Below are 19,790 nucleotides of genomic sequence, written 5' to 3'. Positions count from 1 at the left end.
GCTGATACTCAGATTGCGCCAGCCGAACGAAGGCGCTCGATTCCGGCCTCGTCGTAGCCTGCCAGGGCGCCGAGCACCTCTTCCGTATGCTGCCCAACGCGCGGTGCGGCCGGCGGTCCGAACTCTTCGTCGGGTTTGGTCTTGATGCACGTGCCGATCAATCGCCGCGACGGCCCGTCGGATTGAGCCTGCTCGTAAACGAGGCGGCGAGCCTTCGCGTGGTCGTCGTCGAAAAGGTCCGCGCCCAAAAATGCTGGGGCACCTGCGATATCGGTCGCAATGAAGAAGTCGGTCCATTCGTTGCGCGTGCGTTCCTTGAATATTGCCGTTAACTCGTCGCGCAGCCGGGACTCTGCCTCGGGATCCTTCCCCGGCTTCTGGCGCCCGGGCTCGTAGAGATCCATCCTGTCAATTGACTCGCAGAATCTCAGCCAGAACTTGTCCTCCAGAGCGTTGAACACCACGTAGTTGCCGTCGCCCGTTTCGTAGTACTGGTAGCGAAGCGAGGCGCGGATTCCCTCGCCGTAGGCCGGTTGGCCGTTCGCCAACGCCGTGAGGTGCTGAAAGTTCCAGTTAATCGCCGCATCGACCTGCGCCACTTCGACGTACTGCGGCTTGCGGTCGCGCGCGGCGGCGTGCAGCGCGGCGAGTACGCCCATGGCTGCGTACAGCGGTCCCGCCAGAACGCCCGTCGTTCCGGTGGCCGCCCCCGAAAGACGCGGCGTTCCATCCGCTTCGATGATCGGCGGACTCAAACCCGCGAAACAATCGAAGGACAGTCCGTGCGTAGCCAATTGGGTGTAGGGCCCATAGCTGCCCATCCCGTTGAGTACGCAGTAGACAACGGTCGGGTTGACTGCGACGATGTCGTCGTAGCTGAAGCCGAGCCGGCGCGCGGTTCCGTTACGGAGTCCGTCGATCACCACCGCCGATGTCGCGGCGAGGCGGCGAAACGCCTCTTGCCCCTCAGCCGTTTTCAAGTTGATCGCCACGCTCTTCTTGCCGCGGTTCCAGTGCGAGTCCTGCAGCTCGCCTCCGGAAACCGCCGAACCGCGGAAGCCACCGCCGCCGGGCGGCTCCACCTTAATCACCTCTGCGCCGAGATCAGCCAGGTGTCCGCCCAGTGCATCCGCGGAGAAGAGTGACACCTCGAGGACTCGAACATCCTTGAGAAGTTCCATCGGGTAGCCTTTCCCCGCTACATCATGGTGATCGATTTCAGCTCGGTGTATTCCTCGAAGCCCCACCGACCCTGCTCTCGGCCGAGCCCACTTTGTTTGAAGCCACCGAACGGCCCGCCGCCGTTGAACATGCCACGCGCCGGCAACGACCAGCCGGGCCCCTGCCCATTGCCTGGATTGGCGCCGAGGTCGGCACCGGGTGCGACAGTCTGCACCATGATGGTGCCCGTCCGGATCTGCCTGGCGACGTTGAAACCCTTTGCGGCGTTGCGGGTCATAACCAGACCCGCGAGACCGTAGACCGAGTCGTTCGCGATGCGGACGGCTTCGTCTTCGGAGCGATAGGTCATCACCGCGAGCACAGGCCCGAACACCTCCTCCTGGCATAGACGGATGTCGCTGCGGCAGTCGACGAACGCCGTCGGTTCGTAGTAGAAGCCGCGTTGCAGATCTTCGGGACGTTTGCCGCCGGCCACCAGACGAGCGCCTTCCTGCAGACCCGACTCAACGAAGGATTCGACTCGCTGCCGCTGCTGATCCCTGATCAGCGGGCCGACGACGGTGGCGGGATCACGCGGGTCGCCGACGGTGATCATCGGAGCCATCGCTTTGACGCCCTCGACGTACGCCTCGAGCAGGTGCTCGGGCAGGAGAAGTCGCGACGTGACCGTGCAGGCCTGTCCGGCATGCATGAGGGCCTGCCCGAATCCTATTCCCGCGACGTCGCTTTCGGTGACATCGTCGAGGACGATGTGCGCGCTTTTGCCGCCGAGCTCCAGCTGTGCGCGTTTCATCGTGGCCGCCGACAGCTCACGGATGCGTCGACCGGTCGCGGTCGAACCGGTGAAGCCGATCATGTCGACGCCTCGGTGGGTACACAGCTCCTCGCCCACCTCGGCACCGCCCACGACGACGTTGAACACGCCGGGTGGCAGGCCGGCCTCCTCGCCGACCTTGGCCAGCTCCAGGGCATTCATCGGAGTCCAAGGGTGGGGCTTGAGCACCACAGTGCAGCCGACGGCCAACGCGGGTAGGCACTTTTGGATGTTGATGGAGAACGGAAAGTTGAAGGGAGTAATGACCCCGACCACCCCGGCCGGTTCGCGGACCACCGTCACGCCACCGAGGCCGTTCGGCGAAACCACCGGGCCGCCCGGTGTTTCCACCCACGTCACATCGTGTTCGACGAACTCGCCGTAGTAGTGGGCCGCCTCGATGGCACCCCCGACCTGAATCAGGTCGGTGATGAAGCCGGTCGAGCCGATCTCGGCGACGATCAGCTCCCGGAGTTCCGCTTTGCGCTCGTCGAGGATTTCGGCGAACCGCTTGATGATCTTCGCCCGCTCCCGGACGGACATCCACGGCCACGGGCCCTCGTCGAAGGCCCGCCGGGCGGCCGCGATCGCCAGGGCCGCCTGCTTCGGTCCCCCGTCGACTACTCGGCCGATCAACTCCTCATTGGACGGATCGATGACATCGATGGTGCCGACGGCGTTGTCGCTCAACCATTGACCGTCGATGAAGCTCTGGTACTCCCGCATCAAACGAATCCGTCAGCCGTTGGCTACGTCAGCGTCGGGTAGGGGGCGGGCTCGAAGTCGAAGACCCGGCGAGCATTACCCTGCAGCACTTTGTACTTGTCGAGGTCGGACCGGCCGTCGAGCGCCTTATGTGCGGCCTGAAGGGAGTTGGGCCACAGGCTGTCGGTGTGCGGATAGTCCGTTTCGATCATGACGTTGTCGACGCCGATGAAGTCGAGATTCGCAGCCCCGAAGTCGTCCTCGATGAAGCAGCCGTACATGTGGTCGCGGAAGAGCCGGCGCGGGGACTCCGGGAAAATCTCGGGGTCGGTAGGCACGGGGGTCAACCGCATCGTGGCCGGATCAACCGCCCAGTTGTTGGCGCGCAGGTATTGGTAGTCGGCGGCGACATGTTCGGCGCGCTCGATGAGGTAGGGGATCCAGCCGATGCCGCCCTCGGCCAGGACGATCTTCAGGTCGGGGTACTTCTGCAGCTTGCCCGAGAACAGCCAATCCGTGGTCGAGTTCGCCAGATTGAGGTTGATGTTGACCGCCTGAACCCCGAAAGGTGCGTCAGGCGACGTAGTGGGACTGACCGACGACGATCCGATGTGCGTGCACAGCGGCATCTTCGTCTCGTTCACCACCGCGAAGAAATCGTCCCAAGCCCCCGAGTGGATGGACGGAAATCCCAACGGGTGCAGATTCTCCGAGAAGGCAATGGCTTTGGCGCCCTTGCCGGCGCACCGTAACGTCTCCTCGACGGCCAAACGGGTGTCCCACAACGGAATGATGACCATCGGGATGTAACGACCGGGCGCCGCCGCGCACCACTCGTCGATGACGAAGTCGTTGTACGCCCGCACGCACTTGAGACCCAGGTCGCGGTCGCCGAGGTGGGCGAACATCTGACCACAGAACCGGGGGAAGAACGGAAAGTTCAGTCCCGCGATCACATGATCCTCGTCCATATCGGGGATGCGGGCCACCGGGTCGAAGTACGCGCGAGGCATCTCGTCGTAGTTCACCGGCAGCGGGGAGTACTCGGGCGGCCTTTGGTGGGCCGCGACCAAGATGCCCAGCACCGAGGCGCGCGCCTGGTCGTAGATCCATGTATCGACGCCGTCGATGCGCTCGACGTGTGGCACCCGATCGCGGTCGGCGGCCGACGCGCGGTCGACCCACAGGTTCGGTGGCTCGATGATGTGATCATCGACGGAGATCATCCATTGCAGATCTTGCTTGTCCACAAATCCTCCCTGACTTCAGGAACCGGTACCGGCCAATTCCGTATTGCGCTGGCCGCGAGCCGATATGGGCGATTGCCCGCCACCCCTCATTGGCCGACGCGGGCGCCCGGCGTGAAGACGACGGGCAGGGCCCGATAGCCTCGGGTGACGGAGTTCCCGTGGAAATCCACTTTCGCCCCTGGGGGGATGGCGTAGTCCGGTATTCGTTTCAGTGTCTGCTCGACACCCACCCGAAACTCGAGTCGAGCGAGATTGGAACCCAGGCAGCGATGGACGCCGGCGCCAAACCCGAGGTGTCGGTTGGTCTGTCGGTCGAGGATGCACTTGTCGGGCTCCTCGAACTCACGCGCGTCGCGGTTCGCGGCCGCATAGTTCACGACGACCGTCTCACCGGGACAGAATTTGTGTCCGCTCAGTTCGACCTCTTCGGCGACGGAACGATGCAAGCCGTGAACCGAACCCGCGTAACGGATGAATTCCTCTATCGCCGTGGGCATCAGCTGGGCGTCACCGACGAGTCGGTCGCGCTCTGCGGCATGGGTTCCCAGATGGAAGAAGGCGAACGACATTGCGCTAGAGGTCGTTTCGAGCCCGGCCTGCACCAGGAGCATCACGTTCGCGACGACATCGTCGAAGCCCAGCTTTTCGCCGTCAATCTCAGCGGCGAGTAAGACGTCGATGAGGTCGTCGCGGGGCGGTTCATGACGACGCTTGTCGATCTCCTCGCGCACACGAAGGTAGAGATTTGTCATCGATCCGTTTCGGATCTCTTCGCTCTCGCCATTGATCGCGAGGTCGGCTGTCTCGATGTAGAGCGGCACGTCCTCAACGGGCATACCGAGCACATACCGGAAGAACACGATCCCCGGTTGCTGCCACGCGACGTCCGCGAGATCGCCGCGACCCAATTCGATGAAGTTGTCGATCAGTCCGTCCGTGACCGCGCGCACCTGGGGCTCCAAGTCCTTCATCCGACCCGGAGAGAAGTACGGGTTGAGGACCTTGCGAAGCTGTTGCTGCCGTGGGGGATCCAAGGTGATCACGATGTCGCCAAACGACATCGGGTTGCCCTCCAGCCCTAGGGGCTTGCTGGAAAAGCTGCGCCAATCCCGCAGAATCTCGTAACACTCGTCGTAGCGGGTGGCGACCCACGCGCCCCCCGGCGTAGGGCCCAGGAATGGAACGTCCTGGTGGCTGAACGGTCCCGCCTCCCGCATCACGCCATAGACCTCGTAGAGGAATTCTTGGTCGTTGAAGTCCTCATGACGAAGATCGAGGTTGCGAGCGTGTTCCTGCGGGGATTTGCTCACCATGTGCGGTCCTGTTCACCACCGGAAGCGGGCATGTCGCCCCACCGCCCATCTGCCGTCTGCGCCGGCCCTCGGATTTCTCGCACGCGCCGAAATTGGCTTTGGCTGCACAGTAAATCGTCGGCCACGCGCAGTCAAGTCGCACTCGATAACTATCGGGGAGCACCAGGATGGGGCCGAAGAAGCCTGGCCGGCACGCGTCCGACCTTCCCTTTAGTCCGGGGGTGCTCGCTACAGTATGTGTGATGACCACAGGCGCGCGGCGGCGAGTTCGCGACAAGGACGGCAAACAACGGGCCCTCCTTGAAGCGGCTGCCGAGGTCTTTGCCGAAGCGGGATATGCGGCCGCGGCGACGAAGGAAATCGCCCGTCGCGCCGACTGCTCGGAGGCAATGCTGTTCCACTACTTCGGGGACAAGCGAGGCATCTTCGAGCAAGTCGTTTCCCGACAGATCGCGGACCTCGTTAGCGAGGCCGAAGAGCAAGTCGTGGCGTCCCTGCCCGCGCGCTTCGAGGACTACGTCGAGCAGCTGTTCTATGCGCGACTGAGGATCGATGACCGGGACAGCGGTGTCCCCGGCTGGGACATTTCCGGTCGGGCGCTATCAGATCCGGACTTCTCGTTGCGGGTGCTGCAACCAAATCACGCACGCCGTACGGCCGTTATCGCCGAAGGCGTTCGCCACTACCAAGCCGACGGTCAGATCAAGGCCGACGTCGATGCCGACCTGTTCGCCGAGCTGCTGGCTAACTTCATCATCTTCACGACGAGCCTCGGGCCACGCTGGTTTGGTACGGGCGAGTCAGACATCCGCGCGCAGATCGAACTGGGTTCGCAGATCCTCGCCCAAGGCGTAAGCACGTCGACTACGAAGCCGCCCGCCAAGCGAGGCGGGCGGGCCCAACGGGCCCCTAAGGTGCGTGCTGCCGACTAAAAGCTCCGCCGAACTCCACCGCCGCCATGCTTATCGAGTCACACTTGACAGCTCAGCTTTCCCGTCGCTAGCGTCGTTGCCAGCCAGGCGATCGGCACGAGCGCGAGGACAGGAAGTGGCGTGTGTGCACTCATCGGTGCGGATAATGACTCACTTCCGCAGGCGCTGACGCGGAAATTCGCAAACCGATGAACGCTATGCGTGGGGTCCGCGTCGTCGAGTGGGCGACGGAAATTTCCGGTCCGTACTGCACCAAGTTGTTCGCCGACCTCGGAGCAGAGGTCATCAAGATCGAAGCCCCGGACGGGGACCCGTTCCGCCGCAGGACATTTGGCGGCCGAAGCGACGGCGGCGCGCTGTTCAAATTCTTGAACGCCGGCAAGCGTTCAGTCGGTGGCACTTCGCCGGCCGACCTGGAGACTCTGATTGTTTCCGCCGATGTGTTCGTGGATTCCCTCGGCCCGGGCGCACTCGACCGCGAGGCGCTGTTACGGCGTGCGCCGCACCTGGTGATCGTGGCGTTGTCTCCGTACGGGTTGACCGGACCGTACCGGGACCGGCCCTCGACGGAGTTCACGATCCAGGCCGAGAGCGGAACGCTGGCGTTGCGAGGTCGTCCGGACCAACCGCCCATCCAGGCGGGTGGTCGAGTCTTCGAATGGGTCATGGCCAGTTACGCCGCCGTCGCGGCGGTTGCCGCATTGCGGCGGGTTCGACTGGGCGGAGCGGGTGAAATCGTTGACTGCTCGTTGTTAGAGGCTTGTCACCTCAGCGCCAGCGGATTCGCGGATCTCTACCACGAGCTGGCCGGACGTCCCGCGTTGACCTTGCCCGCCCGCCAGGTTGAGATCCCGTCCATCGAACCGACCGCGGACGGATGGGTGGGCTTCAACACCAACACCCGCCAACAATTCGAATCGTTCCTCGCGATGATCGGCCGGCTGGACCTACTCGACGAGGACCAGGCGTGGGCCCTCGCCACGACCCGCTGGGAACGCCGGGACGAGTGGAATCGGATTGTGCGGGAATGGACGACGCAACGTTCCACGGACGAGATCGTCGCGTTGGCCTCCGATCTGCGGATTCCCGTGTCGCCGGTCAACAATGGCCAGAGCGTGTTGGACCACCCGCAGTTCACGGCGCGCGGCATGTGGGGCACGTACGCCGACGGCGGCTTCACCCACCCGCTGGCACCCTACCGGATCAACGGTCAGCGACCCGCTCCCATCGCCGGCGCTCCCCCGCTCGGCGAATCATCAGAAGTGCCGGGGCACAACAGGACTGCGACCGCCGACGACGGCGCACGAGGACTCCCGCTCGACGGCGTACGAATCCTCGACGCGACTGCGTGGTGGGCGGGTCCCTCCTCCACCCACGTGCTTGCCGCACTGGGGGCCGAGGTCATTCACCTGGAATCGATCCGCCATCCCGACGGCGCACGGATGGCGGCCGCGGCGTTCGCCGGTCAGCCTGACTGGTGGGAGCGGTCGGGGATGTTCCTGGCGACCAACACCAACAAGCGCGGACTCACCCTCGACCTGTCCCTTCCACGAGGGCGCGAGCTGTTGTACGACCTCGTCAAATGCTCGGACATTCTGGTCGAGAACTTCTCGCCGCGCGTCTTCGACAACTTCGGCATCACGTGGGAAACCATCAGCGAGCTCAACCCTCGAATGGTGATGGTTCGGATGCCCGCGTTCGGGCTCGACGGGCCGTGGCGCAACAACGTGGGCTTCGCGCAGACGATGGAACAGATGACCGGGATGGCGTGGGTGACCGGCCATGAATACGACCAGCCGCGGATCCCCCGCGGCCCCTGTGACCCGCTGGCGGGAATGCACTCGGCATTCGCCATGCTCGCCGGCCTGCGGCAACGGGATCGAACGGGACGCGGGTCGTTCATCGAAGTCTCGATGGTGGAGGCCGCACTCAACGCGGCCGCCGAGCAGGTGGTGGAATTCACGGCCAGCGGCAACCTGATATCGCGATTGGGAAATCGCAGCCGCGACGCCGCCCCCCAAGGCCTCTATCAATGCGCGGGAACCGAGCGGTGGCTGGCCATTTCGGTCGCCACGGACGAGCAGTGGCGGCGATTGAAGTCGGCTCTGGGCGAACCGGATTGGGCGGACGACCCCGCGTTGGACACCCACGAAGGGCGCGTGGGGGCACACGATCTGATCGATAAGCACGTGGAGCAGTGGGCTCGGCAACACGATTCCTCGGCCGCCGCGCAGTTGCTCGTCGACTACGCCGTCCCGGCCGCGGAGTTGGCGGACGCCAGGGTCGGTTCGATGCATCCGCAGCTGGCCGCCCGGGGCTTCTTCGAAGGTCTCGACCACCCCGTCGTGGGACGGCATCACGTGCCGGCTCTTCCCTTCAAGTACCGCAGCGTTGACAAGTGGTATCGGTCAGCGGCGCCGACCTTGGGACAGCACAATGAGACCATCCTTGGTGAGCTCCTCGGGCTCGACGCCTCGTCGATCGCGGCGCTGACCGAGCAGGGCGTCATCGGGACCACACTGGGCGGATTGGACTGAACGGTGAAGCTTCGCGTCGACGCGGAAATGTGCCAGGGCCACAGCCGTTGTTACGCAACATATCCGGAGATGTTCGATATCGACGACGACGGGATTGCCGTCGTCACCGTCGGCGACATACCGCCCGAGTGGGAAGACCGGGCGCACCACGCGATCGCGAATTGTCCGGAGCGTGCCATACACATCGTGAAGGAGTCGCCATGAAGACCAACGGAGCAGTTCTGTGGGGCCTGAACGAGAAGTGGTCGGTGGAAGAGATCGAACTCGATCCTCCGCAATCCGGCGAACTATTGGTCGAATTCGAAGCCACCGGATTGTGCCACTCCGATCACCACATCCGCACCGGCGACATGTTCGGGGTGAGCTTTCCCCTGATCGGTGGACATGAAGGGGCCGGCATCGTTCGCGAGGTCGGTCCGGAAGTGCGCGATGTGGCGGTGGGCGACCACGTAGTGACGTCCTTTCTGCCCGCCTGCGGCCGCTGCCGCTGGTGCGCCACGGGGCGCCAGAACCTCTGTGATTACGGGGCGATCATCCTCGCGGGAGTCCAGGCCGACGGCACCTTTCGGCGGCGAGCGCGCGGACAGGGCATAGGAGCCCTCTCCGGCGTCGGCAGCTTTGCGCAGTGGGGCGTGTTGTCGGAGGCCTCCGTGGTCAAGATCGACAACGATGTGCCGCTGTCGCGCGTGTGTCTTCTCGGTTGCGGCGTCACCACCGGTTGGGGTTCGGCCGTCAACACCGCGAACGTCAGCCCCGGCGACGTCGTCGTCGTGGTTGGCTGCGGCGGGATCGGCAGCGGCGCCATTCAGGGCGCGCGCCTAGCGGGCGCGGAGCAGATCGTGGTGGTCGATATTGAGGAGACCAAGCGCGACAAGGCGTTTCAGTTCGGCGCCACGCACTTTGTCACCTCACTCGAGGAAGCAACCCAATTAGTTGGCGAGATTACGCGTGGAGTCATGGCCGACTCGGTCATCCTGACGCCGGGCGTGCTCGAGGGCGCGATGATCAACGACGCGCTCAATGCGGTGCGCAAGGGCGGTGCCGTCGTGGTCACCGCCCTGGCATCGATGTCCGACGTGACACCAACGCTGCCGCTGACGTTGTTCACCCTGTTCCAGAAGCGTCTCCTAGGCAGCCTCTACGGCGAAGCCAACCCCCGCGCCGACATCCCTCGACTCATCAATCTGTACCGAAACGGCAAGCTGTTACTCGACGAAACCGTCACCACCGAGTACAAGCTCAACGACATCAACGAGGCCTACGACGACATGCTCGCCGGCCGCAACATCCGCGGGGTGATCATCCACGAGCACTGAATCTCGTTGAGACATCAGGTCATCTAATCGCCGAGAAGGGATTCCACTCATGTCCTCGCCAGCCGATGTAGTCCGCCACTTCTGTGCCTTGATGGAGCAGCGGGACGCCGAAGCGTTGCGTCCCCTGCTCGCCGAAGGGGCCGTCTATCAGAACGTGGGAATGCCCGCCGTTGTCGGACCAGACGCCATCGTGGAGAACATGGCCGCCCAGTTCGCCATGTTCCCCGACGCCTATGCCTTCGAAATCGTCAACCTCGCCAGCGAGGGTTCCGTCGTGCTCACCGAACGCCTGGACTACATCCAGGCTCCGGACGGAAGCACACCGGCCATCCCGGTCATGGGGACCTTCGTCGTCGATGACGACGAGAGGATCACTCGCTGGACCGACTATTTCGACCTGAATCTGATAATGAAGCTCCTTCAAGGCGAGGACATCAGCGCCCTGGTGCCCGCGACCGCATGAGTTGGGACATCACCACTTATCTGCGATCAACGGCATCCGAGGAGGGCAGGGCGTGTTCGCGGCGACTCAAAACGATCGCTGATTGGCCCAAATTCGTCGACCAGTAGACAGGCGTCTGGCCAGGGCGCGAGCCTACGCTGGAACGCATGGCCGGCCCCGATGGTTTCCACCCCAACTTCTCCGCCAACGGCGAGACGAGTGCGGCCCGTAATCGTGTGCGCCACATAAAGGCATCCGAACTCGATGCAACCACGGCGCAGACTGATGGCATGCAACGCTTCGCCGCGCTGAGCGGCGCCAGCGTGGGAAGTGAGAAGTTGTGGATGGGAGAGACGTTGGCCGCGCCGGGCAGTGCGTCGGCCAACCACCACCATGGTGACTCAGAAACCATGATCTACGTCCGAAGTGGGCACCCCGAGTTCGTGTTCTTCGACGGAGCCGGCGAGGTTCGCGTGCGGACCGAGCCCGGCGATTACATCTTCGTTCCCCCGCACCTGCCACATCGGGAGGAGAACCCCGATCCGAGCACGCCCGCCGAAATGGTGATTGCGCGCAGCAGCCAAGAAGCCATCGTCGTCAACCTTCCCGCTCTGTACGCGATATAGCTAAAGGCGTTGGTAGCCCGCGGTGTCAGCGCGGAATTTCCTCGTAGTGGTGCTCGTCGTAGTCCGACTTCAGATATCCGTTGACGGTGTCATTGAAGTTCGACTCAACCACCATGTGATTGAGGAGCTTCAGAAAGTTCGCCTCGTGCTCCTGGGCCACGTCGAAGAACACGTTCAGGATGATCATGCCGCTCGCCCCGACTGGTCGCCGCCGGTCGCGTCGATGAATTCGCGCAGACGCTGCAGGAGTGTCTCCGGTTGCTCCTCGGCGATCCAATGGCCCGATCGTTCGATCGGCCGGACCGTGAAGTTTTCGGCGACCTCCGCGAGCATCTCCTCGGCGATCGGCAAAAAGAAGCTTGCGGTCCCTCCGAGTCCGAGTACGGGCATGGTGAGCTTGCCCTTTTCGGACAGGACGCGCTGGTTGTCCATTGCGTCGTCCTCGAAGGCCCGAAAGAGTTCGATCCCGGCCCGCATGGCACCGGGGGCCGTGTAGTCAGCGACGTACCGCTGCGCGTCCGCGATTGAAATCGCGTCGGGATTCGCGCTCAGCCTGACGTAGAACGAGCGCAGATAAGGGAATTCGCTGCCGGCGATGAGTGTCTCGGCGACGTTGTCCGCCGCGCCGTGCATGTGAAAGTGCCACAGCTTGTTGTCCCGGAAGTTGGTGGTGGCCACGCTTTGCATCGACCTGGTGCCCGGGATTGGGGCCTCCATGAGCACCAGGCGTTCGACGCCGGTCGGATAGAGGGAGGCGTACGCGTAGGCGACCATCAGCCCGAGGTCGTGACCGACGAGTGTGATCGGCTTTTCCACGCCGAGGTGCTCCAGCAATCCCTTGATGTCACCGGCCATCGTGTGTTTGTCGTAACCGCTCGAAGGCTTCGACGATCCGCCGGCTCCCCGATAGTCGGGAGCTATGACAAACCAGCCGTCGGAATGGAGAGGCTCCATGATGTGGCGCCACTCCCACCAGGTCTGGGGCCAACCGTGCAACAGCACGATGGTTCGGTCGTCCCCGCCGTCAATCGGCGCCGTTCCCGCGGTCACGTAGTGGATTCGGACATCCGCGGTGTCGAACACGTTGTGGTGAAATTCGTGCATCGTCCTACCTCCAGAGGAGAAATGGCTTCCGAGAGAACCGGTCTGAGCCCCTAGTCGCGATCGTAGGAGCGCATGTAGCGACTGAGCCGGCGCTGGCTGGAAACGATCGTTGTTAGACCGGTTTCCCCCGAGGCGGCCAACATGTGGTCGCGCGGGACCCTCGGCACGCCGCGTCAACCAGGTGCGTGCACTGCCGCGCACGGGCGACCCGTACGGGGGCGCCTCGCGGCGGTCCGTCCGTCGTAGGGCTGATGATTGCCGGCAATCCGTCCGGTCGGCTTCCGGGGGGCGCGCCGGCGGCCTTAGGCCAGCTAGAATCGTGATCTGTGGCTGAGCAGTCGCCCAACGCATAAGAGGAAGTGTTTGCGTGGCCATCGTTCTTGATACCGACAGCGTCGACCCGATGGAACGCGCCGACTACATGCACTGGGCGATGGGCGCGGCGATGGTGTCCGTCGAGTGGCACTGGATCCAGGACGGGCCGGACGCGACGGCTCACGGGCTGGTCACGCCGCTCGGCGAACTTAAAGTCTGCTCCGGTCGAACGACCGCGAATCGGGTGGAGCGCACTCCGGCGCTCGCGCGTGACGGCGTGGAGCCGACAGTGTTCGTCAACCTCCAGCTGGACGGCACAAGCATGGTGGTGCAGGAGGACAGGGAAGCGGTGCTGCAGCCGGGTGCGATGGCGATGTACGACTCAACAGCGGCCTACACCCTGCTCAACGAAGAGGGAATGGGGGGAGAGTTTTTCCAGATCCCTCACTCGGCCCTCGCGCTGCCGCCAGACCTCATTCGCAACGCGTGCGCGGTGCCGCTGGTTCCGGACCATCCGCTGGCCTCGCTGACGTTCGACTATCTGCGCCGTCTGGCATCGGATCCGTCCCTATTCACGACGGTCAATGGCGACCTTGCCGGGCATCCGAGCATCGAACTGCTGCGCGCGGTCATCGTGACCCAGTTGGGATACCCCGACCGAGCTGCCGAGCCCCTCGCCAACACGCTTCGGATGCGCATCTTGGACTATGCGTCACGGCATCTACGCGACCCGGATCTCAGCGCTGAAAGGATCGCCGCCGCGCATTTCATCTCGGTTCGCCATCTGTACAAGGTGCTCGCCGACGCGGATATCAGCCTGTCGCAGTGGATCCGGACCCGCCGATTGGAAGCGGCGCGCCATGAACTCGCCGAATGCCCCGACAGTGTCACGATCGCCAGCGTCGCTCGCCGGCAGGGATTCTCCGACATGTCGAGTTTTAGTCGGGCCTTCCGTGCCGCATACGGGCTGTCGCCCAGTGACTGGCGCGGTCAGCGCTTGCGCACCGGTGCAACGCCCGGGGTTTATCCGGCACCGGCACAGTAGCGGGCGCCGCCGGCTGCCGGCGCGGTGCGCCGTGACGGCAGCGGCCATCAGTTTGCAGTTGGCGCACACAGGCGTGCAGTTCCAGCACACACCGTGCCGGTTCCGCGCGCGACCATAAGCCATCGGATCCTTGCGGGCAATCGGATCTCCATGCACTGACCGACAACGACGGGAGGCGTCGGCATGACCACGGTTCATTCAGGCCCAGCGCTCGCTCCGCCGGCCCATCAGGCCCGCGTCAACGCGCCGACCAGGCCGCGCCGAAACCTAGTATCGCGGCGGCGGACTTCGGCGCCCGACGATGTCGAGCCCATCGCCGCACGACCGACGAACGGGTCGCGCGACCTGAGCGTCATCGCCGTGCTGATGTTTGACGGGGCCTCGATGTTCGAGACGTCGGTACCGATGAGTGTGTTCGGAATGAACCCCAGCGGCGCACCCCATTTCACCGTCCTGCCCGTCGCCGGTGAAGCCGGCCCGATGAAAACCACCGATGGCGTCGGATTTCACCCACCACACGGATTGGAGGCGCTGGATCGCGCCGGAATCGTGATCGTGCCGAGCTGGCGTAGCCCTCACCAGGTTCCGCCGCCAGAACCGTTGGAGGCGGTCCGCGCGGCGCACGCGGACGGCGCCCTTCTGATGAGCCTGTGTCTGGGAGCGTTCGTCGTCGCCGCCACCGGTCTGCTCGACGGTCGACGCGCCGCCACGCACTGGTTGCATGCGCCGACGCTGACCGCCCGCTATCCGTCAGTGCGGGTGGACCCGTCTGTTCTCTACGTAGATGACGGCGACATCATCACCAGCGCCGGCACGGCGGCCGGGCTGGACGCATGCCTGCACGTCGTACGCAGGCACTGGGGCGCGGCGGCGGCAACCGCGATCGCGCGACACCTGGTGCTGTCACCCGCACGGTGTGGCAATCAGGCGCAGTTCGTCGATCGTCCAGTACCGACCAGCTCTCGCGACCTCGATCTGGGGCGAGTGATGGCGTACGCGATCGCTCATCTGCACACTGTGGACATCGACGAGCTGGCCGCCGAAGCCGGCCTCAGCCGCCGGACTTTCGACCGGCGCTTCCGCGACCAGACCGGAATTTCGCCACTGCAATGGCTGGTCGACCAACGCATCTTGCGCGCCCAAAATCTCCTGGAACGCACGGATTTGACGGTCGACGCCATCGCCCGCCAGGTCGGCCTGGCTACCGCGGTGTCGTTGCGGCCAACATTTCGACGCATCGTCGGAGTCAGCCCCCACGCCTACCGCGAGGCCTTCCGGTCCGACGACTCGAGGCTGCCGACCGGCCAATGGCGAGCAGTCAGAAACTGAACAGGCCGGGCCGCACACGGGGTCGCGCCGGGAAAATCAGTCAAACAACGATCGTTTCCAGCCAGCACCCGATCGTGCGACGCATACCCTTCTACGATCAGCACTAGGAGCCGAGACCCGCTCCCACCAAAGGCTTTTCGCGGCCATGCGCCCGCACGATGCGTCGCGGTGACGACGCCTCGTCGCGCCGACAGGAAGGGACGTTCGATGCCATACTCAACCGAACATGACGGCTTCAGGCTCTACTACGAACGCTCCGGACAGGGAGTACCGGTCGTCCTGATCCACGGAAACCCGGGCGACCACAGGGAATACTCCCGGGTGGTGCCGCAGCTGACGCCGCACGCCGACGTCACCGTGCTCGACCTGCGCGGCTACGGCAAGTCCGACAAACACCTCGCAGACCCGACCGCCTATGCGCTCAGCCGCCAGGTGGGCGGCGTCATCGCCCTCCTCGAAGAGCTGGGCATCAGCGATGCCGTGCTGTGCGGGTATGACGTCGGCAGCTTCACCGTCCAAACGATCGCGATGACGCGCCCCGACCTCGCGCGGTCGCTTGTCATCGCACCCCCCACGATGGGTGTCGGGCGCCGTATCCTCGAGGAGGACGCGGTCAACGCCTTCGTGCATGCGATCTTCTACAAGTCCGAACTCGTCGAAGACGATCATCGACGGTAAGCCCGACGCCGTGCGTGCGGCGCTGTGGGAGAACTTGGCGAACTGGTCGGCGCCCGGATCGACCGTCGTCGCCGACCTTCTCGACCACCTCACCGAAAACCACTCGGCCCCTGGGGATTTCCTGGCCGGCGTGCTGTGGTTCCGCAACCCGGAGGGCAACCCGATCACCTACTATGCCAACGAGACGACTCCGCCACCCGATGAGCGACTATCCAAGCCGGTTACCATCTTGTGGCCCGACCAGGATCCGTTGTTCCCGCAGGCGTGGAGTGACACCTTGGATGACTTCTATTCGGACTACACGCTCGAGTTCCTGGAGAACTGCGGGCATTTCAGTCCGCTCGAATCTCCCGATATCTGGTCCAAGCACGTCCTGGCACACATCGGGCGGTGACGACCATGAGGTGGTCACATGCTTAGGTATTGGCAGTTGACCACTTCACGATCGTCGTACAAAGGGGGCAGCGACCATGTCCGATGCGCCGGATCGCGACGAGGCCTCCGCCCCGGTGGACGCGCGCTGGTTCCCGGGTCTTGACGCGCGCACGTTCGACGTCGGAGAGGTATCGATCTTCGCCCGCTACGGCGGCGACCCGAACGCACCCGCACTGCTGCTGGTGCACGGCTACCCCGAAACCCATCTGATGTGGCGCCGAGTCGCACCGCAACTTCGGGACCGGTACTTCCTGGTGATCCCGGACCTGCGCGGCTACGGCGACTCGTCCAAGCCGGCGGGACGCCCCGACCACAGCAACTACAGCAAGCGAGCGATGGCCAATGACCTCGTCACCGTCATGGATCAGCTCGGGCGGGACACCTTCTACCTGTGCGGACACGACCGCGGCGCCCGCGTTTCAGCGCGCCTGGCGCTGGATCATCCCGCCCGTGTCGTCAAGTTGTCGCTGGTGGATATCGCGCCGACACTGGACATGTACAACGCCACCACAAGGGAATTCGCGACAGCTTACTTCCACTGGTTCCTGCTCATTCAGGCAGCGCCTCTGCCGGAATCGCTGATCGGCGGCAATCCTGCCGGCTACCTCGATATCGTGCTGCGGAAACTCGCCGGCGGTGATGTGGACTACCTGGATGACGGTGTGGCCGCCGAATACGAACGCGCGTTCTGCACACCGGAAGCCATCCACAGCAGCACCGAGGACTACCGAGCCAGTGCCGGTATCGACCTCGAAGACGACCAGCGCAGTCGCGACCTCGGACAGAAGATCCTCTGCGACACACAAGTTTTGGTCGGTGAACGGGGAGCAGTGCACCGACTGTTCGACGCACAGGCTCTCTGGCAAGCTCAGTGCGCCGCGACGGTGACCACGACCGCGCTGCCGTCAGGACACTTCATCCCCGAACAACTCCCGGAAGAGACCGCCGCGGCGTTGATGAGCTTCTTTCCTATCTGACACCGAATCGACTGCACACGAAGAAAGCGAGGACCGCGGTGAGCACGGTCGCGTTCATCGGCCTCGGCATCATGGGCAGCCCGATGGCCGTCAATCTCGTCCGAGCCGGGCATCGGGTCACCGGATACAACCGGTCACCCGAACGGACCGCCGGCCTCGTCGATGCCGGCGGCGAGGCGGCGGATTCGATTGCGACCGCGGTTCGAGACGCCGACGTGGTTGCGCTGATGCTTCCCGACTCGCCCGACGTCGAAGCTGTGCTCACCGAGCCGAATAATGTGTTCGACAGCGCATCGCCCGGCACGTTGATCATCGACTTCTCCAGCATCCGGCCCGACGTCGCCGCCAGCTTGTCTGCCCAGGCGCGCAAGCGCGGCTTCCGGATGATCGATGCACCGGTCTCGGGCGGCCAGACAGGCGCGATCAACGCCCGGCTGTCGATCATGGTGGGCGGTACCGACGAGGACTTCGCCGCCGCCAAGCCGGTTCTCGACGCAGTCGGGACCACCGTCGTCCACGTCGGACCCAGCGGCTCCGGACAAACGGTGAAGGCGGCCAACCAACTCATCGTCGCCGCCCACCTTCAGGTCCTCGCGGAGGCGATCGTCTTCCTGGAGGCCTACGGGGTCGACACCGAAGCCGCGATCGAAGTGCTCGGCGGGGGCCTGGCTGGATCAGCGGTTCTGGCTCACAAGGCGCACACCATGCTGACCAGATCCTTCGACCCCGGCTTCCGCATCGACCTGCACCACAAGGATCTCGGCATTCTCACCGCCGCGGCCCGCGAGGCCGGCGTCATCACTCCGATCGGTGCCGCCGTCGCTCAGTTGATGGCCTCGGCTCGCGCGAACGGCGACGGCAGCCTCGACCATTCCGCACTCCTACGCGGCGTCGAACGGCTCTGCGGACGCGACTAAGTGTCTAGCCCGACACGCACAACTTCTCAGCGAAGAAGTGTCAAGGTCAGCCGACACCACTGTCACGCATCAGCCGAAACACCGTCACCCATCAGCCGAAGACGAACTGTCACACATCAGCCGAGGTCATACACGGTTTACCGTGGGGCGGGCGGGGCTCGAACCCGCGACCAACGGATTATGAGTCCGCGGCTCTAACCAACTGAGCTACCGCCCCAGCGCTGCTTGCTACCTTGCCACTTCGGCAACGCACCGGAGACCTTACCGAAGACGACGGCGACCCCGGTGCGAGCGGCCAAGTCGAGGCTGCGAAGCGCGCACGCCCCTATCGAACACCGATGAAGAATCCTCACACTTCCCTTGCGGCAGCTCGCCGGCCAGAGCGGCTGGGGCGCCAAGCCAACCTAGGCCGGCCTAACGAGAATTTAACGACGGGATTCAGCAGCCGACGCACGAAACGGATTGCGGCGGGTCGTTTTTCTCGGCGACGCATTAGAGGCGCGCAGACATTCAGGCCAACCCGTCGGATGCCCACAATGCGAAATTGAGCCGGTGCGCGAAGGGGGTCTCATTTCCCGCCCGGATCGGCGCTTCAGCAGGCGTGTCAAGAAGCTAATTCCTGTGGGGAGAAGGCAATTTGGGGCAACCGCCACGCTGCAGGAACGGGCTTATCGCCGAAGTCGGACGCATTCCCGAACGTGAAACTACGGAAACAAAAAGGTATTTTTCCTTAACCTTCCGTTTACCTGCTGCGCTGGATTGACCACCACTTGCGGCGCACACTCCGACTTAATGCGCGCGCATTACCAACAGTCAATGAAGCCTGGAAGGAAATCAGCAATGAGCAGAACAACGCGCCTTGGTATACGTGCCAGTCTTGCGGCGCTCGCCATCACAGGGGCGGCCGCGGCACCGTTAGCGGCATTCGCGGACGCCACCCACCCGGCCAACACCACGATCAGCGCCGACCCCACCGACGTCGACTACTACTTCACTGGCGACGCCGGCGCCGGCGGTGGGGGCGGGGGCTAAGCCGTCAGCTGAAGACCGTCTGCCCCTCGGCGTCGAGCAGGTACCGTTCGGTGCCCTCCTCGACCCGCGGGGCGTCGGCACCCAGCGACACGGCGACCTTGTTGCTGGCGTTGCGCATGACGTCGAAGGTGAGCTCGACGGCTTCGGCCTCGGAAAACTCGGAGCGCACCTCGGCGGCAACGTCGGCGACGAGGTGCGCAGGGGTCCAAATTAACCCATCGGTGTAGCGCAGCGCTGCTTTAGCGCGGCGGGTTAACCGACTTGAGTCCTCGTAGCGCTCGATGTCGCCATACAGCGACTCCGATCCCCCGGCGTCCAGCGCGGTGGTCTCGCGCAGCGATTTGCACAGCCGGCAGTTATGCTGCGCCGCGCCGCGCAGCCGGACCAGCTCGGCGGTGACGGGGTCCAACGCGCGCATCCGGGCGACCGCGGGCAGGAAGTCGTTGAACACCACGTCCGACGGCTCGCTGGTGTGGTCCCAGGCGACCGGCCCGTCCACCCAGTCGAGGTGCTCCGACCCGACGCCGAGCGCCTCCAGCCCGGCCCGCACCCGCGGCACGAAATCGGCGATGTAGATCTGCGTCACCACGCTAAACGTGCTGTCGCCCAACGCCTTCCACAACCGCTTCCGCTGTTGGCCGGTCACCGCCGACACGTCGACGCTGAACTGCTCGGCGAACTCGGCGACGGCGGCCTCGGCCTCCGACGCGGGCTCGCCAACCTCGACCGGGGCGGGTAACGGCGGCAGCGACAACGTCTGCGCGCACACCCGCCGCACCAGGCCCGCGAGACGCCCATCACCCGGGAAGAGTGCCACCAACTGGGTCAGCATTCCCACACG

Annotated in this window: 20 protein-coding genes and 1 tRNA gene; 13 read left to right on the top strand and 8 right to left on the bottom strand. The window is 64.4% G+C overall.

All coding sequences use genetic code 11. The features are described 5' to 3' along the window. Window positions 1–8: 8 nt before the first annotated feature. The 4 genes from AWB89_RS02525 to AWB89_RS02510 form a co-directional block, all read right to left on the bottom strand. Complete coding sequence (locus AWB89_RS02525) at window positions 9–1,181, bottom strand: CaiB/BaiF CoA transferase family protein (RefSeq protein ID WP_085171411.1); 1,173 nt, start codon at window positions 1,179–1,181, stop codon at window positions 9–11. A gap of 17 nt (window positions 1,182–1,198) precedes the next feature. Beyond that, window positions 1,199–2,722: an aldehyde dehydrogenase family protein gene (locus tag AWB89_RS02520; protein WP_085171410.1), complete on the bottom strand. Its 1,524-nt coding sequence runs from the start codon at window positions 2,720–2,722 to the stop codon at window positions 1,199–1,201. Between the two features lie 23 nt (window positions 2,723–2,745). Then, on the bottom strand, window positions 2,746–3,951 hold the full coding sequence (locus tag AWB89_RS02515; RefSeq protein WP_085171409.1) for an amidohydrolase family protein: 1,206 nt from the start codon (window positions 3,949–3,951) through the stop codon (window positions 2,746–2,748). A gap of 86 nt (window positions 3,952–4,037) precedes the next feature. Further along, window positions 4,038–5,264 carry a cytochrome P450 gene (locus AWB89_RS02510; protein WP_174627801.1) on the bottom strand — a complete coding sequence of 409 codons (1,227 nt, stop codon included), beginning with the start codon at window positions 5,262–5,264 and terminating at the stop codon, window positions 4,038–4,040. Between the two features lie 242 nt (window positions 5,265–5,506). Between AWB89_RS02510 and AWB89_RS02505 the strand changes: the two genes are divergently transcribed. The 6 genes from AWB89_RS02505 to AWB89_RS02480 all read left to right on the top strand — a co-directional run bounded on the left by AWB89_RS02505 (window position 5,507) and on the right by AWB89_RS02480 (window position 11,117). Next, window positions 5,507–6,196, top strand: a complete 690-nt coding sequence (locus AWB89_RS02505; protein ID WP_085171408.1) for a TetR/AcrR family transcriptional regulator — start codon at window positions 5,507–5,509, stop codon at window positions 6,194–6,196. 188 nt (window positions 6,197–6,384) lie between these two features. Further along, window positions 6,385–8,733, top strand: a complete 2,349-nt coding sequence (locus AWB89_RS02500) for a CaiB/BaiF CoA transferase family protein (protein ID WP_085171407.1) — start codon at window positions 6,385–6,387, stop codon at window positions 8,731–8,733. 3 nt (window positions 8,734–8,736) lie between these two features. Beyond that, window positions 8,737–8,937 (top strand): ferredoxin, encoded by a 201-nt coding sequence (locus AWB89_RS02495; protein ID WP_085171406.1) that lies wholly within the window; start codon window positions 8,737–8,739, stop codon window positions 8,935–8,937. After that, on the top strand, window positions 8,934–10,049 hold the full coding sequence (locus tag AWB89_RS02490; RefSeq protein WP_085171405.1) for an NDMA-dependent alcohol dehydrogenase: 1,116 nt from the start codon (window positions 8,934–8,936) through the stop codon (window positions 10,047–10,049). The genes AWB89_RS02495 and AWB89_RS02490 overlap by 4 nt, the downstream gene beginning before the upstream one ends. A gap of 49 nt (window positions 10,050–10,098) precedes the next feature. Next, window positions 10,099–10,512, top strand: a complete 414-nt coding sequence (locus AWB89_RS02485) for a limonene-1,2-epoxide hydrolase family protein (protein ID WP_085171404.1) — start codon at window positions 10,099–10,101, stop codon at window positions 10,510–10,512. A 146-nt stretch (window positions 10,513–10,658) separates the two neighbouring features. Further along, the gene (locus AWB89_RS02480; protein WP_085171403.1) at window positions 10,659–11,117 is read left to right on the top strand and encodes a cupin domain-containing protein; all 459 of its coding nucleotides are present in this window, start codon (window positions 10,659–10,661) and stop codon (window positions 11,115–11,117) included. Between the two features lie 25 nt (window positions 11,118–11,142). Here the strand turns inward: AWB89_RS02480 and AWB89_RS27455 are convergent, their stop codons facing one another. Then, a complete protein-coding gene (locus AWB89_RS27455) occupies window positions 11,143–11,304 on the bottom strand; it encodes a hypothetical protein (RefSeq protein WP_169716575.1) in 162 nt (53 codons plus the stop codon). After that, on the bottom strand, window positions 11,301–12,221 hold the full coding sequence (locus AWB89_RS02475) for an alpha/beta fold hydrolase (RefSeq protein ID WP_085171402.1): 921 nt from the start codon (window positions 12,219–12,221) through the stop codon (window positions 11,301–11,303). Before AWB89_RS02475 ends, AWB89_RS27455 begins: the two co-directional genes overlap by 4 nt. 367 nt (window positions 12,222–12,588) lie before the next feature. On the opposite strand from AWB89_RS02475, the gene AWB89_RS02470 reads away from it, so the two are divergent. The 6 genes from AWB89_RS02470 to AWB89_RS02445 all read left to right on the top strand — a co-directional run bounded on the left by AWB89_RS02470 (window position 12,589) and on the right by AWB89_RS02445 (window position 17,917). Continuing rightward, window positions 12,589–13,581, top strand: a complete 993-nt coding sequence (locus tag AWB89_RS02470; protein WP_085171401.1) for a helix-turn-helix domain-containing protein — start codon at window positions 12,589–12,591, stop codon at window positions 13,579–13,581. 183 nt (window positions 13,582–13,764) lie between these two features. Next, on the top strand, window positions 13,765–14,910 hold the full coding sequence (locus AWB89_RS02465; protein ID WP_085171400.1) for a helix-turn-helix domain-containing protein: 1,146 nt from the start codon (window positions 13,765–13,767) through the stop codon (window positions 14,908–14,910). A gap of 207 nt (window positions 14,911–15,117) precedes the next feature. Further along, window positions 15,118–15,588 carry an alpha/beta fold hydrolase gene (locus tag AWB89_RS02460; RefSeq protein ID WP_085171399.1) on the top strand — a complete coding sequence of 157 codons (471 nt, stop codon included), beginning with the start codon at window positions 15,118–15,120 and terminating at the stop codon, window positions 15,586–15,588. After that, the gene (locus tag AWB89_RS02455; RefSeq protein ID WP_142282423.1) at window positions 15,539–15,982 is read left to right on the top strand and encodes an alpha/beta fold hydrolase; all 444 of its coding nucleotides are present in this window, start codon (window positions 15,539–15,541) and stop codon (window positions 15,980–15,982) included. The genes AWB89_RS02460 and AWB89_RS02455 overlap by 50 nt, the downstream gene beginning before the upstream one ends. A 76-nt stretch (window positions 15,983–16,058) precedes the next feature. Then, a complete protein-coding gene (locus tag AWB89_RS02450; protein ID WP_085171397.1) occupies window positions 16,059–17,000 on the top strand; it encodes an alpha/beta fold hydrolase in 942 nt (313 codons plus the stop codon). Next, window positions 16,895–17,917 carry a 2-hydroxy-3-oxopropionate reductase gene (locus AWB89_RS02445; RefSeq protein ID WP_263992373.1) on the top strand — a complete coding sequence of 341 codons (1,023 nt, stop codon included), beginning with the start codon at window positions 16,895–16,897 and terminating at the stop codon, window positions 17,915–17,917. Before AWB89_RS02450 ends, AWB89_RS02445 begins: the two co-directional genes overlap by 106 nt. Before the next feature lie 143 nt (window positions 17,918–18,060). Here the strand turns inward: AWB89_RS02445 and AWB89_RS02440 are convergent. Further along, window positions 18,061–18,134: transfer RNA gene (locus AWB89_RS02440), tRNA-Ile, on the bottom strand. A gap of 623 nt (window positions 18,135–18,757) precedes the next feature. On the opposite strand from AWB89_RS02440, the gene AWB89_RS02435 reads away from it, so the two are divergent. Beyond that, a complete protein-coding gene (locus AWB89_RS02435; RefSeq protein WP_085171396.1) occupies window positions 18,758–18,949 on the top strand; it encodes a hypothetical protein in 192 nt (63 codons plus the stop codon). A gap of 4 nt (window positions 18,950–18,953) precedes the next feature. On the opposite strand, the gene AWB89_RS02430 is transcribed toward AWB89_RS02435, so the two are convergent. Further along, window positions 18,954–19,781, bottom strand: coding sequence for a carboxymuconolactone decarboxylase family protein (locus AWB89_RS02430; protein ID WP_085171395.1), 828 nt, complete (start codon window positions 19,779–19,781; stop codon window positions 18,954–18,956). Window positions 19,782–19,790 lie beyond the last annotated feature (9 nt).

Origin of the sequence: Mycobacterium paraense, assembly GCF_002101815.1 — a bacterium.
Classification (GTDB): Bacteria; Actinomycetota; Actinomycetes; order Mycobacteriales; family Mycobacteriaceae; genus Mycobacterium; species Mycobacterium paraense.
The sequence above is the reverse complement of the archived record's forward strand: the minus strand, read 5'-3'. Positions and strand labels throughout refer to the sequence as shown.

Coding starts and splice junctions, on each gene's coding strand:
- AWB89_RS02525 (WP_085171411.1), bottom strand. CDS start 1,181: ATGGAACTTCTCAAGGATGTTCGAGTCCTCGAGGTGTCACTCTTCTCC.
- AWB89_RS02520 (WP_085171410.1), bottom strand. CDS start 2,722: ATGCGGGAGTACCAGAGCTTCATCGACGGTCAATGGTTGAGCGACAAC.
- AWB89_RS02510 (WP_174627801.1), bottom strand. CDS start 5,264: ATGGTGAGCAAATCCCCGCAGGAACACGCTCGCAACCTCGATCTTCGT.
- AWB89_RS02505 (WP_085171408.1), top strand. CDS start 5,507: ATGACCACAGGCGCGCGGCGGCGAGTTCGCGACAAGGACGGCAAACAA.
- AWB89_RS02500 (WP_085171407.1), top strand. CDS start 6,385: ATGAACGCTATGCGTGGGGTCCGCGTCGTCGAGTGGGCGACGGAAATT.
- AWB89_RS02490 (WP_085171405.1), top strand. CDS start 8,934: ATGAAGACCAACGGAGCAGTTCTGTGGGGCCTGAACGAGAAGTGGTCG.
- AWB89_RS02485 (WP_085171404.1), top strand. CDS start 10,099: ATGTCCTCGCCAGCCGATGTAGTCCGCCACTTCTGTGCCTTGATGGAG.
- AWB89_RS02480 (WP_085171403.1), top strand. CDS start 10,659: ATGGCCGGCCCCGATGGTTTCCACCCCAACTTCTCCGCCAACGGCGAG.
- AWB89_RS27455 (WP_169716575.1), bottom strand. CDS start 11,304: ATGATCATCCTGAACGTGTTCTTCGACGTGGCCCAGGAGCACGAGGCG.
- AWB89_RS02475 (WP_085171402.1), bottom strand. CDS start 12,221: ATGCACGAATTTCACCACAACGTGTTCGACACCGCGGATGTCCGAATC.
- AWB89_RS02465 (WP_085171400.1), top strand. CDS start 13,765: ATGACCACGGTTCATTCAGGCCCAGCGCTCGCTCCGCCGGCCCATCAG.
- AWB89_RS02460 (WP_085171399.1), top strand. CDS start 15,118: ATGCCATACTCAACCGAACATGACGGCTTCAGGCTCTACTACGAACGC.
- AWB89_RS02455 (WP_142282423.1), top strand. CDS start 15,539: ATGCGATCTTCTACAAGTCCGAACTCGTCGAAGACGATCATCGACGGT.
- AWB89_RS02450 (WP_085171397.1), top strand. CDS start 16,059: ATGTCCGATGCGCCGGATCGCGACGAGGCCTCCGCCCCGGTGGACGCG.
- AWB89_RS02435 (WP_085171396.1), top strand. CDS start 18,758: ATGAGCAGAACAACGCGCCTTGGTATACGTGCCAGTCTTGCGGCGCTC.
- AWB89_RS02430 (WP_085171395.1), bottom strand. CDS start 19,781: ATGCTGACCCAGTTGGTGGCACTCTTCCCGGGTGATGGGCGTCTCGCG.